We start from the raw sequence: 15,425 nt of genomic DNA, 5'->3' as shown, positions 1-15,425 counted from the left end.
CTGGGGGGAGATTGGCAACTGCCCGTTCCTTGTGCAGACTCTATGTGCAAGCCTAGCATCCTCACCCCATAATAACCATAGCTCTAACCATTTTTCCATCATTCCAATCCGTCCTGTCGCATCCGCGTCAACACATCTCGCCATTTTGAGATGTTGGTTGGCGAGCCCGCACGTACCGTCGGGTTATTCGCCACAAACAAACCCTTGTCGTTAAAACTGAAGACAGGCGCCAGGTCGCCCCGGCGCGAAGCCGGTAGCAATTCAAAATTGAGGTTATCCAGAATCAGTGGATCGCTGTTAGGCGTGGCATAGTAAGCCAGCACCATGTGCGGGCGGATGGAGCCGCTAGGCATGCGTGCCCGAACATACGTGAGACGTAATTTATCCTGTGAAACACCCAGCTTCTTGAGCAGAATATATTTGACAATACTGAAGTCCTCGCAGTCACCCGCCCCCTTGCCCAAGGTTTCGAGCGGGCTGGCCCAGTAATCCTCCATGCCCCACAACGTATAGTCATCCACAAACAGCACGTGCTGATTGGTAAAATCATTGACCATGCCGACCTTGGTCATTTCGCCGGAGCCGGCAATCTGCGCAAACAGCTCATTCAGACGCATGACATTCTGATAAGCCTCTTCGCCGTAACGCTGGCGGACTTTCTCCAGCATCGCCAGCACATAATCATCCGCCTGGATCTGCGACCATAGCAGGCTGATTGCCAGGCATAGGCCTGTCAATACTCTGGCAAAGGTGGATGGCGTCAATTTCATGTCAGTTAAGGTTTTACAGGCAACGATTATGTCACGATGAAAAGAGACACAATTTAACAAACAAAATGGTTTTCATCGACAACTTCCGCGCGGTCTCATACCGCCAATCACTCAAACATGACAGAGACAACAAAGACAAGTATGGACGGATTGGGTAAAATGCTGGTTTTTCGCATCTATTAAATTGTTTAACCATGACGTCACTCACCACGCTCAACGCACTCTCGCCGCTAGATGGCCGCTACCAATCAAAACTTGACCCCTTGCGGCCTTATTTCAGCGAGTATGCCCTGATTAAATATCGCGCGATGGTAGAAGTCGCCTGGTTAAAAGCGCTAAGTGCCGCCCCTGAGCTGGCTGAAATCGCGCCATTCAGCCCGACGACCATAGACGAACTGGATGCTGCGATTGCCGCATTCAGCGAAGCGGATGCCATGCAGGTCAAAGCCATCGAAGTACGTACCAATCACGATGTGAAAGCGCTGGAATACTGGCTGAAAGAGAAGTTTGACGGCAATCCTGAAATCAAGAAAGCCAGTGAATTTATCCATTTTGCCTGTACCTCAGAAGACATCAACAACCTGTCTCACGCCCTGATGCTGAAATCTGCGCGTGAAGCCGTCATGCAGCCTAACCTGCAGGCAGTCATTGCCCGCCTGACTGAGTTGGCGCAAGCGCTGGCTGAGCAACCGATGTTGTCCCGTACGCATGGTCAAACGGCCAGCCCTACCACCATGGGCAAAGAGCTGGCGAACGTGGTTTATCGCCTGCAACGCCAGTTCAAACAACTGCAAGCGAACGAAATTTTGGGCAAGATCAACGGCGCCGTGGGTAACTTCAATGCCCATTTGTCCGCTTACCCTGACTTCGACTGGGAAAGCTTTGCCAAGCGCTTTGTCGAGTCTCTGGGCCTGACGTACAACCCGCTGACCATCCAGATCGAGCCGCATGATTACATGGCTGAGATTTACGACACGCTGGCACGGATCAATACCATCCTGATTGACTTGAACCGCGACATCTGGGGCTATATCTCGGTGGGCTATTTCAAGCAAAAAGTCAAAGCCGGCGAAATTGGCTCCTCGACCATGCCACACAAGGTCAATCCGATTGACTTTGAAAACTCTGAAGGCAACCTGGGCCTGGCCAATGCAATCCTGCGTCACCTGGCCGAGAAGCTGCCTATCTCACGCTGGCAGCGTGACCTGACCGACTCTACCGTGTTGCGTAATATGGGCGTGGCCTTTGGTTATACGCTACTAGGGTATGACTCTTGCCTGCGCGGCCTGAATAAGCTGGAAATCAATCCGCAGCGCCTGCTGGAAGACCTGGACAATAGCTGGGAAGTACTGGCCGAGCCGATTCAAACCGTAATGCGCCGTTATGGCATTGAAAATCCTTATGAGCAACTCAAAGAGCTGACACGCGGTAAAGGCGGCATTAACAAACAATCGCTGCATGCTTTTATTGAGACCCTGCCGATTCCTGCCGAAGCCAAGCAGGCGTTGCTGGCAATGACCCCTGCAACTTATACCGGCAAGGCCAGTCAACTGGTTAAACATATTTAAATCGCCGTTGATTTGACCAGGGAACTCTTAGCGTACTTCATTCAACCATATTCATTCAGGACATCTGCCCCGCAGCCGCTCTGGCGACCTGGGCAGGTTTCCTTGCTTCACCGTTTCATCCCGCTCTGCTTCATTAACCCCCTGTGCCTGCTGCAAGGTAATTTGCACGGCTTGATCAAATACGTTTTTCTTCTTATCCCACTGTTATCAGCTTTGCCAGCGATTGCCGAAGAACCCTTATGGTTTGAGGTGCAAACCGATAATCGCTACCGCACGCGTTTTTTTATCAGCGGCAATCCATTACCGGCGCAGCAGTCCAAGCTGCGTGAGTTGCTGCAAAAACACTTGAGCATTCATGAGGCGATGTCCAACCCGCGCATGAATGCGAGCGAGTGGCAGCGGCTGATCCAGAAAACCCCGCAGGAAATAAGCGACTTGCTCGCCACTGAAGGCTACTTTAAGACCCAAACCACCCTACGCCGGCCAGACGCGACACAAGCCGAATTCCACCTCATGTTGCCGCCACCAGCCACCGTCAAGCAGGTCAACGTCAGCATCTCTGGGGAAGTGCAACGGCCTGCCTACCAGGCTACACTCGAGGCCGCGCAAAAAAGCTGGCCCTTACCGGTGAACAGCATCTTTACGCAAGCGGCCTGGACCAGCGCCAAGCGCGATATCCTTGCCGCTTTGCTAAGGGATCAATTTCCCAACGCAAAACTGACGCGCTCACAAGCCCTGGTCGATCCGGCAACCCAGGCTGTCGTGATTGAAATCGCGGTAGATTCTGGCCCGGCAGTTAAGGTGGGGCACGTGCTCATCCAGGGCTTGCAACATTACCCAGAATCCCTGCTCAGACCGCTGATTACACTCAAAAGCGGGGCGCCCTACCGCCAGGAGGATCTGCTCACTTTACAGAACAGTTTTATGAGCACGGGCAAATTTAGAGCGGTCGATGTCATTGCCAAAACCGATCAACTCAACCCGGACCGGTCTGCCGACATCACGGTGACGGTCTCCGAACTCGAGCAATATTCCATGCGTATCGGCACCGGCGCCAGTACCAATACCGGGGCCAGAGTAGTATTCAATTACACCAACCGCAACCTGTTTGACCGCGGACTATTGTGGGACAGTAGCGTACGGCTTGAACAACGCTTACAGGCCGTGACTTCCAACATTACCTTTCTGACGGATGAGCAGGGCTATCGCGACAGCATTCAAAACAACCTGATCCGTACCGCTGTAGAAGGCCAAGTCACCACCGCCATCCAAAATGGGGTGCGTCGCTATTGGGGCCAGCCGACAAGCATAGAACAATTTGTCGGCGCCAACCTGCTCTATGAATTTTTGACCGTAGACGGCGAAAATTCCCAGTTTAATAAAGCCGCAACCGTCGCCTATGGCTTTAATATGCGCAGACTCAACAATGCGCTGGCGCCCACTAAGGGCTGGATTTTCAATACACAATTCCAGCTGGCCCCATTAGACAAGCTGTCAGATGGTCGTTTTTTGCAATCGCAGGCCAGGTTACAGGCGTTTTACCCGTTGACGGAGTCTACCCAGTGGCTGGGCCGCATTGAAGTGGGCAGTATTACTGGCTCAGGCAGGGTGCCAGCGACTTATTTGTTCCGCGCCGGTGGCGACCAGTCGGTGCGCGGCTATGCCTTCCAGTCTTTAGGTGTGAAAGAGGCCGATGCCATTGTAGGCGGCCGCGTGCTGCTCACGGGCAGCAGTGAAATCGTGCAATGGCTCACCACCTCTTGGGGTGCTGCCGTGTTTGTCGATTTCGGCAATGCGGCCAACAGCTGGAAAGACTACGAACCAGCACTGGGCTATGGCCTCGGGGCCCGCTGGCGTAGCCCGATTGGCCCGGTCGGGGTGGATATTGCCCGTGGCCAGGAGACCGGTGAATACCGCCTGCATTTTAACCTGGGAGTGAATTTCTAATGTCACGCCTGCGCTACCTGCCGTCACTATTCAAACAATTTATAGCGCTGCTGCTTTGCCTGTCGATCATCATCACGCCGCAAATCGTATGGGCGGCCAATATTCTGGTGCTCACCAGTCTGACCTCGTTTGAAACCGATTTGGGGAATGCGACACTGAGCGTGACAGGCATAGACTCGCATATGCAACTGACGGTCACGCCCCAGGGCAAACTCACCGTCTCACGGTTTTCTGCCAAGCAGGTCACTTTGCGTTACAAACCGGCAAACGAACAAACACCGACAACCTCGCAGCCCCAGCCGCCCCTGCCTGCCCATATTCACATCCCCTTGCCGTTCTATCTGCATCTGGGACAGATTGAACAATTGACCATTATTCAAGGCCAGAGCATCACGCAGGTTTCGCATCTCCAGTTTGATCTGGATGCAGACAATACCGCCCTGCAATTTAATATCAGCCAGGCACACAGCCCCTGGGGCAACCTCAGCAGCCACTTTAAGATGCAGAATGCAGCGCCATTCAATTTAAGCGGCTGGCTGGACCTGCAGCAACCGCAAGGTGACCTGCCCTATCATTTGCGCATGGCGCTGGCTGGTAATTTGACGCGACTGGAAATGACGGCTAATCATCATTACCAACCGGAGGCACGGCCATTCGCGCTGATTCCGGTTGAAATGTCCGGCCCAGAGCCATCGACCAAAGATGCTATTAATAAAAATCCTATCAATAAGCACCAGAAAATACTGGATACAGTGCAGTTGCAGGCCTCCATCGGCCTGGACGACCAGCGCCAAAGCCATCTCGCGTTTCACTTGCAACAGTTTCAAGCCAAACACCTGCATCCCCAGCTAGGCGGAGCCATGGATTTGAATATCGTCGCCGATGGTAGCCTGACCGAACAAGGGCTGGTCAACATCACCGTGGATGCAGGCAATAGCCGTTTGCAACAACAGCCGCTCATCCTCAAAGGGCAAGCGCAATTGCGTGGCAGTGTATTAAGCCTGCTGGACCTAAAAGCACAGCTGGACCAGAATACATTCAGCATCCAAACCCAGTCACTCAGCCAGGCCAATCCATGGGCAACGCAACAAACTCACTTGATCTGGCAAGCCAATCTGGCCTCGCTGGCACAGTTGATGCCGGGCTTTAGCGGCAAGCTGCAAGGCCAAGGCGACATTACCCAAGGAGAGGGCAGTTTTTCGACCTCGTATCATCTGTCTGGCGCGAAATTGCAGCTGCCAAAAGGTTTATCCCTGGCGGGTCTGCAAGTCGACGGGCACTTTTCCAATCAATCACAGGCCACGCTGGACAACCAGATTCAGTTACAAGGCCTGTCGCAGCAAGATGCGCGTGGCATGGACAGTCCACCTATTGATGCCGAACTCAAGCTGAAGGGCAACCTGGACCAACACCAACTCACCCTCACTGTCACTGACAGCGATGCGCAACGACAAAGAAACTTGCTGCTGGCGCTCAATGGCCATTGGCAGGACAGCGGTTTGCAAGACCCGGGCTGGCAAGCCACCCTCACCCAATTGCAGGATCAGGCGGGTAAAGTGTTTCAGCTTGAAAAACCGGCAGCCCTGGCCTGGCAGCCTGAGCAGGGCTTTCAACTCAGAGACTTTATCCTAAAGGCCCAATCCGGCGGGCAATTGCAGGTAACAGCACTGCACTATCGCCCGCCTCAGGCGCCCAATGCGCGCACGCAGGCGCCAGGACAAGCCGTTGCATTGCATACACAAGGCGCGCTAGACCACTTTCCAGTGCAAGCGCTGCTTGGCTGGCTTGGCCAGGGCTCTGCGGAGGCACTGCCCGCCGACGCACTGCGGTTATCAGGTCAATGGTCACTGGCCCTGGACCAACACCTGAACGGATCCTTGCATCTGGAGCGGTCTGACGGTGACTGGCAGATATTCGATACCACCGCCAACGCCTGGCAAGCGCTAGGCATACAAACATTGCAGGCAGACTGGCAAGCCAGCAACGACCGCATGCAGCTACAAGCCACGCTGCAATCCAACGGTAACGCGCAACGGGCCATCGACCTGCAATTTTCTGCGGCGACAGAAGTCACCCCCACCGCCGACGGGCTGGTGATCAAGAAAACCGCGCCGTTGCAGGCCATGCTCAAAGCACATCTGCCGCAATTAAACTGGCTCAATAAACTGCTGCCAGACACACAAGTGGGCGGGCAACTCAACATTCAAGCGGCAGCCCATGGCACCATTGCACAACCTAGCCTGCAAGGCAGCATGCAGGGCAGCGCATTATCGTTACAAGTGCCGTCTCAAGGCCTTTGGCTGGAGCAAGGCACGCTCAATGCCACGCTTGCCACAGACCAGATACACCTCCAGCAATTGTACTTTGCCGGCAAAAGCGGTGTACTGAATGGCACTGGCCTGTTTCAGTTTAATCAGGAAGACTGGCAACTCAATGCCGCCTTGCAGCTAGACAAGCTACAGGCGCTGTCACGGGTAGACCGCTGGGTGCAATTAAGCGGCCAGACCAAGCTCAGTATGAACAGCCAGCAAACGACGATCAGTGGTAATCTCAAAATTCATAAAGGCTTGTTTGAACTGCCCAAGGCGGACAAACCCACGCTGGATGAGGATGTCGTGATTGAATCCCCGCAAGCTCGGACGGAGACGGCCTCCAAACTATTGCTTCAATCATTTGCGCTGGATTTTGGCGATAAACCTACCGTGCTTCCGTTTAAGGAATCAGAACAGTTCATGCTCAGGGGTCAGGGCCTGAATGCCGCCTTGAGTGGCAAGCTGCAACTCAACGGCCTGCTGGATGCACTCAGCGCCACCGGCACACTGGACCTCACCGGCACCTATCTCGCCTACGGCCAATCGCTGAATATTGAAACCGGACGGCTGATTTTTAGTGGCAAACTGCCCAATATCGGTCTCGATGTGCTGGCGACCCGGCAAGTGGACACTACCAAGGTTGGCATTCAGATCAATGGCAGCCTACAAACACCCCGCCTGAAACTGGTCTCCACACCGGAAACCAGCAATGAAAACAAAGTCGCGCTACTGGTGCTGGGCCAACCCATGTCACAAGTCGGTAGCAGCGACCTGGCCCTGCTGTCTGTCGCAGCGGGCGCCCTACTGTCGCAAGGCGACTCGGTCTCGTTACAAACCCGGTTGGCGCAAGCCGTGGGGCTGGACAGCATTGATGTCCGCGGCAGTGGCCCGACCAATTATGCCGTCAGCGTCGGCAAACGCATTAACCGCAATCTGGTGGTCGGCTATGAAAAAAGCATTGTCGGCCTGTTAAATGTTGGTAAACTGACCTACCAACTCACCAAGCGCATTTCCATTGAAACCAGGACAGGTTCAGAGAATGCACTGGATGTGTTTTATGGTTTTAGTTTTGACTAATGCAGGAAAATCATGAACCTTGACGCTCAAAATCCCAGGCTAGCGGTGCTGATTGATGCAGACAATGCACAAGCAGCGATTATTGAAGGCTTGCTTTCGGAGGTCGCCAAGTTTGGCATTGCCAGTGTGAAACGCATTTATGGAGACTGGACCACCCCCAATCTTGGGCAGTGGAAAACCACCCTGCTGAACCACTCTATACAGCCTATACAGCAATTTCGTTACACCACAGGAAAAAATGCAACCGATAGCGCCATGATTATTGATGCTATGGACTTATTGTACTCAGGAGCATTGGATGGCTTCTGTATCGTCTCCAGTGACAGCGATTTCACGCGACTCGCATCACGAATCCGTGAATCAGGCAAACGCGTATATGGTTTTGGTGAGAAAAAAACACCTTCGGCGTTTGTGGCAGCTTGTGACCGCTTTATCTACACCGAACTGTTTCTGGAACAACCACAAGACAAAGAAACCACCAAGATTCCTGGCAACAAATTGCGTCAAGACACCAAGCTGGTCAATCTGATTAGAACTGCAATTGATACGGCTTCAAATGAGGATGGCTGGGCGCATCTGGGGCCAGTAGGTTCAAATATTGTAAAAAATGCACCTGAATTCGACCCCAGAAACTATGGTTATGGCAAACTCAGCGACCTGATTAAAGCTATAGAATTATTTGAAATTGAAAAACAGCAAACACATCTGATTTTGCGTAACAAAACAAAAAAATGACCGACATTCTCATCCTCTACTACTCCCAAGGCGGCGCTGTCCGCGACATGGCACAACAGATTGCCCGCGGCGTAGAGAGCGTACCTGGTGCTCAGGCACGACTACGCACAGTGCCCAAAATCTCGGCCAACTGTGAGGCCACCGAGCCCGAGATCCCAAGCAGTGGGGCGCCCTATGCCACACTGCAAGATCTCGAAGAATGTGCCGGACTGGCACTAGGCAGCCCAACACGGTTTGGCAACATGGCTGCCCCAATGAAATATTTTCTCGATGGCACCTCCAGGCTCTGGCTCAAAGGCGCGCTGATTGGCAAACCGGCGGCCGTGTTCACCTCCAGTGGCTCCATGCACGGCGGCAATGAAATGACTTTGATGACCATGATGATCCCGCTGCTGCACCATGGCATGCTGTTGATGGGCTTGCCATATTCCGAGCCGCAATTGGGGACGACTAAAACCGGTGGCACCCCGTATGGTGCCAGTCATATCGGCGGCGCGATGGATGATCAGCCCTTGTCTGACGATGAGAAGAAATTATGTCTGGCCTTGGGTAAACGTCTGGCCCACACCGCGCTCAAATTGCAATAATCGTTTTTTAGGGAATTTTAAGTATGTCTGATGCCCCCATCCCGAAATCATTGGCTCGTGAAGCCCGTCAATTCTTGTTTTCAACCCGTCATGCCATTTTGTCGACGCATTCGATGAAGTATCCCGGTTTTCCATTTGGCTCGGTGGCACCGTTTGTCTGCAACCAGCAGGCAGAGCCCGTGGTTCTGATCAGCACGATTGCCGAACATACCAAAAATATTCTCGAAAACGCCAAAGTCTCTTTACTGGTGTTTTCCGGAGCTGAAGACTTGCAAGCCAATGCGCGCCTGACATTGATGGGTGAAGCCATGCCTTGCGACAAGCAGGATGCCGATTCGCGCGCCCGCTACCTGCGCTATTTGCCACAGGCAGCCAGCTACTTTGATATGCATGACTTCCATTTTTACCGCATTCAGGTGGAGCATGTGCGCTACATTGCCGGCTTTGGCCGCATGGGCTGGTTTGAAGGCTCGGCGCTCAGCGAAGGGCTGGGCGAGAGCATGCTCGCCGCGCAAGAAGCGGGCATCGTCGCCCATATGAACGAGGACCACAAGGATAGCCTGCTACAGTATTGCAAACATGTTCATGACATCACCGCCGACCATGCAGAAATGATAGGCCTGGATGCTGAAGGGTTTGATGTGCAATATCATCAGGGTGAAGAAACACAAGGCCTATTGCGATTTGCCTTTGAGCAGCCGGTACTGAACGCCATGGATGCGCGCAAAGCCTTGGTAGCCTTGTCTCAAGCGTGTAAAGCATGATCGCGCGCTGGTTGATGGTCAGTCGCTGGGTCGCCAGCGTCAGCTTGATTGCGCTGATTGTATTGTGTCTGGGGTGGGAGATTTTATGGGCGCCCTTGCGGGCTGGTGGCAGCTTGCTGTTTTTAAAAGTCTTGCCGCTGTTGGGCCCGTTATTCGGCATTTTGCGTGGCAAGCGTTATACCTACCAATGGTCAGGCATGCTGATTCTGTTTTACTTTACCGAGGGCGTGGTGCGGACATGGTCAGAGACAGGGCTCAGCCAGTGGCTGGCGCTGGCAGAGGTCATCTTCAGCGCATTGTTTTTTGCCAGCGTCGTCACCTATGCCAAATTTAGCGGTAGCCGCTATCAGGCCGCTTGACCAACATTGCCTCACCGCCTGGGTTGGCCATTTTTGCTGTAAATTCTTTGTTGAATCCACGCTGACAAGCTCGGTAAACCTTATATAATATCGGGCATGAAAATCCTGTTATCTAATGACGATGGCTATCTTGCGCCCGGCCTCAATGTCCTGGCCGCGCATTTGAGCAAAATAGCCGAAATCACCGTGGTCGCGCCCGAGCGTAACCGCAGTGGTGCCAGCAACTCACTTACCCTGGACAGACCTTTAAGTGTCAAACAAGCCGCCAATGGCTTTTTTTATGTCAATGGCACCCCCACCGACTGCGTACACATTGCCCTGACGGGCCTCATGCAGGAAATGCCGGACATGGTGATCAGTGGTATCAATGATGGCGCCAATATGGGCGACGATACCATTTACTCTGGCACCGTAGCTGCAGCGACTGAGGGGTATTTACTGGGCATTCCTTCTTTTGCCATTTCGATGTCACAACATCAGGCACTGCACTTTGAAACGGCGGCCAAGATCGTGGTGGACCTGGTCCAGCAATACAACCACAGCGAGTTTACCGAGCCAACCTTGTTAAACATCAATGTGCCAGATGTACCATTTGAAGCAATCAAAGGTAAAAAAATCACGCGACTGGGCAAACGTCACAAGGCCGAACCCGTCATTCAACTGCAAACCCCCAGAGGCGAAACCGTTTACTGGGTAGGTGCCGCGGGCCAGCCGAATGACGGCGGTGAAGGGACTGACTTTCACGCCGTGGCCGAGGGCTATGTCTCCATTTCACCCATACAGGTAGATTTAACCAAACACTCTCAAATTGCCACCCTGCAGCAATGGCTGCAAAGCAAGCAATAAGTCATCAAGAATTCAGTGACATGGCGATTCCAAGAACATCACACAAAACCGGTATCGGAATGACCTCTTCGCGGACACGCGAGCGCATGTTGACGCGCCTGCGTGAGCAAGGCATCCAGGATGAAGTGGTCATAGCGGCCATGGCAGAGATTCCTCGCCATATCTTCGTCGATGAAGCGCTGTCTATCCGCGCCTATGAAGACGTTTCATTGCCGATTGGTTACGGTCAGACCATTTCGCAGCCATATATCGTGGCCAAAATGACGCAAATTCTGCGCAATGGCAAACCATTGAACAAAGTGCTTGAGATTGGCACGGGCTGCGGCTACCAGACCGCAGTATTGTCGCGCGTGAGCACCGACGTCTACTCACTGGAACGCATCCGGCCGCTGGTGATGAAAGCCAGAAACCATCTTCGCACCTTGAAATGTACCAATGTCAAACTGGACCACGCCGATGGCAGCCTGGGCCTCAAGGATTATGGCCCGTTTGATGCCATTATGGTCACCGCGGCGGCCAGCCATGTGCCGCCTGAGCTGGTCGAACAATTAGCCGTCGGTGGCCGCATGGTCATCCCGGTCGGCACCACCGACCAGGTACTGCATTTAATTGAACGCACCGCCCAGGGAATTCAGCAAACCGCGCTGGAATCCGTGAAGTTTGTCCCATTGCTAGGAGGCACTGCTTTATCATGAATCTACGCACCTTGCTGACCGCGTGCGGAACCGCCTGTACACTTGCTGCCTGTGCCCTCAACTCTCCCATGCCGCGCGCACCGGTGGTCACCAGCGTGTCACCTGCGCCAGAGAGCAAACCGGCTGCGCCGGTCAGCGTGGGGGCAAATCAGTACCTGGTACAAAAAGGCGATACGCTCTACAGTATCGGCCGCAAATTTGGCATCCCGTTCATAAAGCTGGCCGAGTTCAACCAGCTGCAAGCGCCGTATGAGATTCATGTCGGCCAAGTCCTCAACCTGACCGCAAAAAGCGGCACCAGCGCAACAAACAATAAAGCCACCGATCCTGCAGGCGCGGATGATGCTGAAGTCGTCACCTCGGCGATCAGCAGACCAGACATGAATGCGACCCCAGAGGCTGCAAGCACGGCCAATGCCGCACCAGCGCTGCAGACCACCATCGAGGGCGAAAAGTCTGCAGCCCCCTTAGACCTCGAAGCCATCAACGACAGCGACATTCAATGGCAGTGGCCGCTGGCAGGCAAAGTGAGTGCCGGGTTTGACGTACAAACCAATAAAGGCTTGAATATCACGGGGAGCGCCGGTCAGGCGGTCAATGCCGCGGGCGCGGGTAAAGTAATTTATAGCGGCATGGATGTGCGTGGCTATGGCAAGCTGATTATCGTCAAACACAACAGCAACCTGCTCTCTGTCTATGCGCACCAGGGCAACTCGATGGTCAAGGAAGGCGTGTTTGTGACCCAAGGTGAAAAACTCGCCACCCTGCCCGCCCCGGCCAATAACAAACTGCCTGTGCTGCATTTTGAAATCCGGCAAAAAGGCAAACCGGTAGACCCGGCGACATATTTACCGAGTACGCCGGCCACTGCCAGCAGCCATTAAGCCAAGCACGGTCGGCATGCCTCGACCGCTGGCAGGTTAAACCATGCAGGTGCACTCAGCAAAGGAGCTGGTATGGACCCCAACCGCTACAGCAAAAATCGCGATATCCGGCCAGACAGCGGATGGAAAATCCTGCAGGCGGTGCTAACGCTAGGCCTGGTGCTTTGCGGCCTGGTCGGGATCGCCGTCCATCTATTCAGCAGTGAGTCGCGCCCGACTGACTGGTTGCAATGGCTGATGGCCAGTCCGATGAATATAGTGCTAGCAGTCGCCACCCTGCTGCCCCTGTTTCTGTTTCACCGCTATATCAGCCACCTGAGCAACCAGCAGCGCCGCTCAGCGAGTGACTTTCCTGTTTATGTCATGATGCTGTTAGGCGCTTATTTTATCTACCAACTGCTAACCACAGGGCATTGGTAGACGCCTGCTAGCGCCCCAGTCTAACCAGATCAAAATCCAACCAGATTAAGGCCCAACCAGATCAGGCTGTTTTGCGCAGGCTGCCCGCCTGCACATGGCAACGGTTCATACCACTAAAAATGGCCTTGATCGAAGCGGTGACGATATTGGTATCCATCCCCACGCCGTAACATACCTTGCCCTGACACGCGACCTCGACAAACGCGCAGGCCATTGCCTCGCCAGCAGACGGGCTGGCCCCTAGCGAACGCTCTTCAAAACTGCGTACCTGTACCTCAATGCCCATATGTTGCAGGGCATGAATCGCCGCATCCACCGGCCCGTTGCCTTGCCCACTGGCGATGGCGGGCACGCCATTGACTGCCATATGCATGCGGATCGCCTGGCCCTGGGCATGACTCTCCAGCTGATAGTCCTGCATATGCATAGGCATCACCGTAGACACATAGTGAGCATTAAACAGCTGCCACAGGGTCTCAGGCCCCACCTCGCTGCCGTGTTGGTCGGTATATTGCTGCACCACGGCAGAAAATTCGACCTGCATGCGTCTGGGCATCACTACCCCATAATGGCTCTCAAGCAGATAAGCCACGCCGCCTTTGCCTGATTGGCTATTCACCCGGATAATCGAATCATAATTGCGACCCACATCCTTGGGGTCTATCGGCAGGTAAGGCATATTCCAGGGCGCATCGGCGGGCTGCGTCTGTCTTGCCGCGAATCCCTTTTTAATCGCATCCTGATGCGAACCAGAAAACGCAGTAAACACCAGATCGCCCGCATAAGGGTGGCGCGGGTGAATCTCAATCTGAGTACACTCCTCCACCGTCCGGCCAATCGCATCAATGTCGGAAAAATCCAGGCCAGGATGCACACCTTGCGAATACATATTCAGCGCCACAGTCACCAGATCCACGTTGCCCGTGCGTTCCCCATGCCCAAACAGGCAGCCTTCCACGCGATCCGCTCCGGCCATGATGCCAAGTTCGGTGGCCGCCACCGCCGTGCCGCGGTCATTGTGTGGATGCAGGCTCAGAATCACGCTGTCGCGATGCGCCAGATGTCTATGCATCCACTCAATCTGGTCGGCATACACATTCGGCGTGGCCACTTCCACCGTCGCCGGCAGGTTGATAATGATCTTGCGGTCAGGCGTTGCCTCCCAGGCCTCGGTGACTGCGTCGCACACCTCTTTGGAAAATTCAAGCTCGGTCGCCGTGAACGTCTCCGGGCTATATTGCATCACGACTTCGGTCTCAGGCATCTCGGCGGCCAGTGCTTTTACCAGACGCACCGCGTCCACGGCCATCGCCTTGACCTCTGCCTTCGTCATATTAAACACCACATCCCTAAACGTTGGCGAAATCGCGTTATACACATGCACAATCACCCGACGCGCACCACGGACGGACTCCATCGTACGGCGGATCAGAGGCTCGCGTGCCTGCGTCAGTACCTCAATCGTCACACCCTCGGGAATCTGCCTTTCTTCAATCAGGCTACGCACAAAGTTGAAATCGGTTTGCGAAGCCGAAGGAAACGCCACTTCAATTTCCTTAAAGCCCATCTGGCACAGCATCTTGAACATACGGCGCTTTTTATCCGCATCCATCGGCTCAAACAGCGACTGATTACCATCGCGCAGATCGGTACTCATCCAAATCGGCGGTTGCGTGATCACCGCATTCGGCCATTGACGGTCCGGCAGATGAACGGGAGGAAAAGCCTGATATTTATGTGCGGATTGTGTCTGCATGTTGTGCTCCAGAAGAGATGTTTTTGACAAGACACATGATAAAGACTTTGCAAAAAATTAAATTGCCAATTCAATCAAAAAACGCATTAATTAAAAATAATATTTCAATAAAATAAAATATTTTGTAATATTATTTCAATATTAAAATATTAAACGAAATAACCATGAAATTAGACCGTTTTGACAAAGCCATTTTAAATATCCTGCAAACCGAAGGCCATATCAGCAACCAGGACCTCGCCGACCGTATCGGCCTCTCCCCTGCACCCTGCCTGCGCCGGGTAAAAGCCCTCGAACAAGCCGGGCTAATCCTCGGCTATCAAGCGCTGGTCGACGCTAAAAAACTAGGCCTAAGCCTGATGGCGCTTATCGGCATTTCGATGGATCAACACACGCCGGAACGCTTCGCCAATTTTGAAACCAGCATTACAGAAATCCCCGAAGTGCTGGAATGCCTGCTGATTACCGGCCAGCAGTCTGACTACTTGCTGAAAGTGGTGGTGAAAGACATGGACGACTACCAACACCTACTACTGCATAAAATCACAAAGATTGCAGGCGTCACCGGGGTGCATACGAGTTTTGTATTGAGAAATGTGGTGGCTCGGGCGAAAGTGCCAGTGGAATAACTCTTGAGCTGGAGCAATGCATGGAAGACTGTTTGTTGATTTGTCTAAATGAATGAATGAATGAATAAAATATACC

General features: G+C 53.5%; 14 protein-coding genes. 12 read left to right on the top strand and 2 right to left on the bottom strand.

What is annotated here, in order from left to right:
• Window positions 1-98: 98 nt before the first annotated feature.
• Complete coding sequence (locus tag AACH41_RS05655; protein WP_313984236.1) at window positions 99-770, bottom strand: transglutaminase-like cysteine peptidase; 672 nt, start codon at window positions 768-770, stop codon at window positions 99-101.
• 194 nt (window positions 771-964) lie between these two features.
• On the opposite strand from AACH41_RS05655, the gene purB reads away from it, so the two are divergent.
• The 11 genes from purB to AACH41_RS05600 all read left to right on the top strand — a co-directional run bounded on the left by purB (window position 965) and on the right by AACH41_RS05600 (window position 12,964).
• The gene (gene purB / locus AACH41_RS05650) at window positions 965-2,338 is read left to right on the top strand and encodes an adenylosuccinate lyase (protein ID WP_338657392.1); all 1,374 of its coding nucleotides are present in this window, start codon (window positions 965-967) and stop codon (window positions 2,336-2,338) included.
• A 171-nt stretch (window positions 2,339-2,509) separates the two neighbouring features.
• Window positions 2,510-4,285 carry an autotransporter assembly complex family protein gene (locus AACH41_RS05645; RefSeq protein WP_338657390.1) on the top strand — a complete coding sequence of 592 codons (1,776 nt, stop codon included), beginning with the start codon at window positions 2,510-2,512 and terminating at the stop codon, window positions 4,283-4,285.
• Entirely contained in the window at window positions 4,285-7,674 is a 3,390-nt protein-coding gene (locus AACH41_RS05640; RefSeq protein WP_338657388.1) for a translocation/assembly module TamB domain-containing protein, read from the top strand. Before AACH41_RS05645 ends, AACH41_RS05640 begins: the two co-directional genes overlap by 1 nt.
• A 12-nt stretch (window positions 7,675-7,686) precedes the next feature.
• Window positions 7,687-8,409, top strand: a complete 723-nt coding sequence (locus AACH41_RS05635; protein WP_338657386.1) for an NYN domain-containing protein — start codon at window positions 7,687-7,689, stop codon at window positions 8,407-8,409.
• The gene (gene wrbA, locus AACH41_RS05630) at window positions 8,406-8,996 is read left to right on the top strand and encodes an NAD(P)H:quinone oxidoreductase (RefSeq protein WP_338657384.1); all 591 of its coding nucleotides are present in this window, start codon (window positions 8,406-8,408) and stop codon (window positions 8,994-8,996) included. The genes AACH41_RS05635 and wrbA overlap by 4 nt, the downstream gene beginning before the upstream one ends.
• Window positions 8,997-9,019: 23 nt before the next feature.
• Window positions 9,020-9,760 (top strand): DUF2470 domain-containing protein, encoded by a 741-nt coding sequence (locus tag AACH41_RS05625; protein ID WP_338657382.1) that lies wholly within the window; start codon window positions 9,020-9,022, stop codon window positions 9,758-9,760.
• On the top strand, window positions 9,757-10,119 hold the full coding sequence (locus tag AACH41_RS05620; RefSeq protein WP_275356814.1) for a DUF2069 domain-containing protein: 363 nt from the start codon (window positions 9,757-9,759) through the stop codon (window positions 10,117-10,119). The genes AACH41_RS05625 and AACH41_RS05620 overlap by 4 nt, the downstream gene beginning before the upstream one ends.
• A gap of 96 nt (window positions 10,120-10,215) precedes the next feature.
• Window positions 10,216-10,965, top strand: a complete 750-nt coding sequence (gene surE, locus AACH41_RS05615; RefSeq protein WP_275356815.1) for a 5'/3'-nucleotidase SurE — start codon at window positions 10,216-10,218, stop codon at window positions 10,963-10,965.
• Window positions 10,966-10,985: 20 nt separating this feature from the next.
• Window positions 10,986-11,660 carry a protein-L-isoaspartate(D-aspartate) O-methyltransferase gene (locus AACH41_RS05610; protein WP_194746997.1) on the top strand — a complete coding sequence of 225 codons (675 nt, stop codon included), beginning with the start codon at window positions 10,986-10,988 and terminating at the stop codon, window positions 11,658-11,660.
• Window positions 11,657-12,544 carry a peptidoglycan DD-metalloendopeptidase family protein gene (locus AACH41_RS05605; RefSeq protein ID WP_338657378.1) on the top strand — a complete coding sequence of 296 codons (888 nt, stop codon included), beginning with the start codon at window positions 11,657-11,659 and terminating at the stop codon, window positions 12,542-12,544. Before AACH41_RS05610 ends, AACH41_RS05605 begins: the two co-directional genes overlap by 4 nt.
• Before the next feature lie 72 nt (window positions 12,545-12,616).
• Complete coding sequence (locus tag AACH41_RS05600) at window positions 12,617-12,964, top strand: hypothetical protein (protein ID WP_338657376.1); 348 nt, start codon at window positions 12,617-12,619, stop codon at window positions 12,962-12,964.
• Between the two features lie 61 nt (window positions 12,965-13,025).
• Here the strand turns inward: AACH41_RS05600 and leuA are convergent, their stop codons facing one another.
• The gene (gene leuA / locus AACH41_RS05595) at window positions 13,026-14,720 is read right to left on the bottom strand and encodes a 2-isopropylmalate synthase (RefSeq protein WP_338657374.1); all 1,695 of its coding nucleotides are present in this window, start codon (window positions 14,718-14,720) and stop codon (window positions 13,026-13,028) included.
• A gap of 164 nt (window positions 14,721-14,884) precedes the next feature.
• Between leuA and AACH41_RS05590 the strand changes: the two genes are divergently transcribed.
• Window positions 14,885-15,349: an Lrp/AsnC family transcriptional regulator gene (locus AACH41_RS05590; protein WP_338657372.1), complete on the top strand. Its 465-nt coding sequence runs from the start codon at window positions 14,885-14,887 to the stop codon at window positions 15,347-15,349.
• Window positions 15,350-15,425: the final 76 nt, after the last annotated feature.

The sequence above is a fragment of the Methylophilus sp. DW102 genome, assembly GCF_037076555.1.
Classification (GTDB): Bacteria; Pseudomonadota; Gammaproteobacteria; order Burkholderiales; family Methylophilaceae; genus Methylophilus; species Methylophilus glucosoxydans.
Note: the sequence above shows the minus strand (reverse complement) of the source record. Positions and strands in the feature narration are given on the sequence as shown.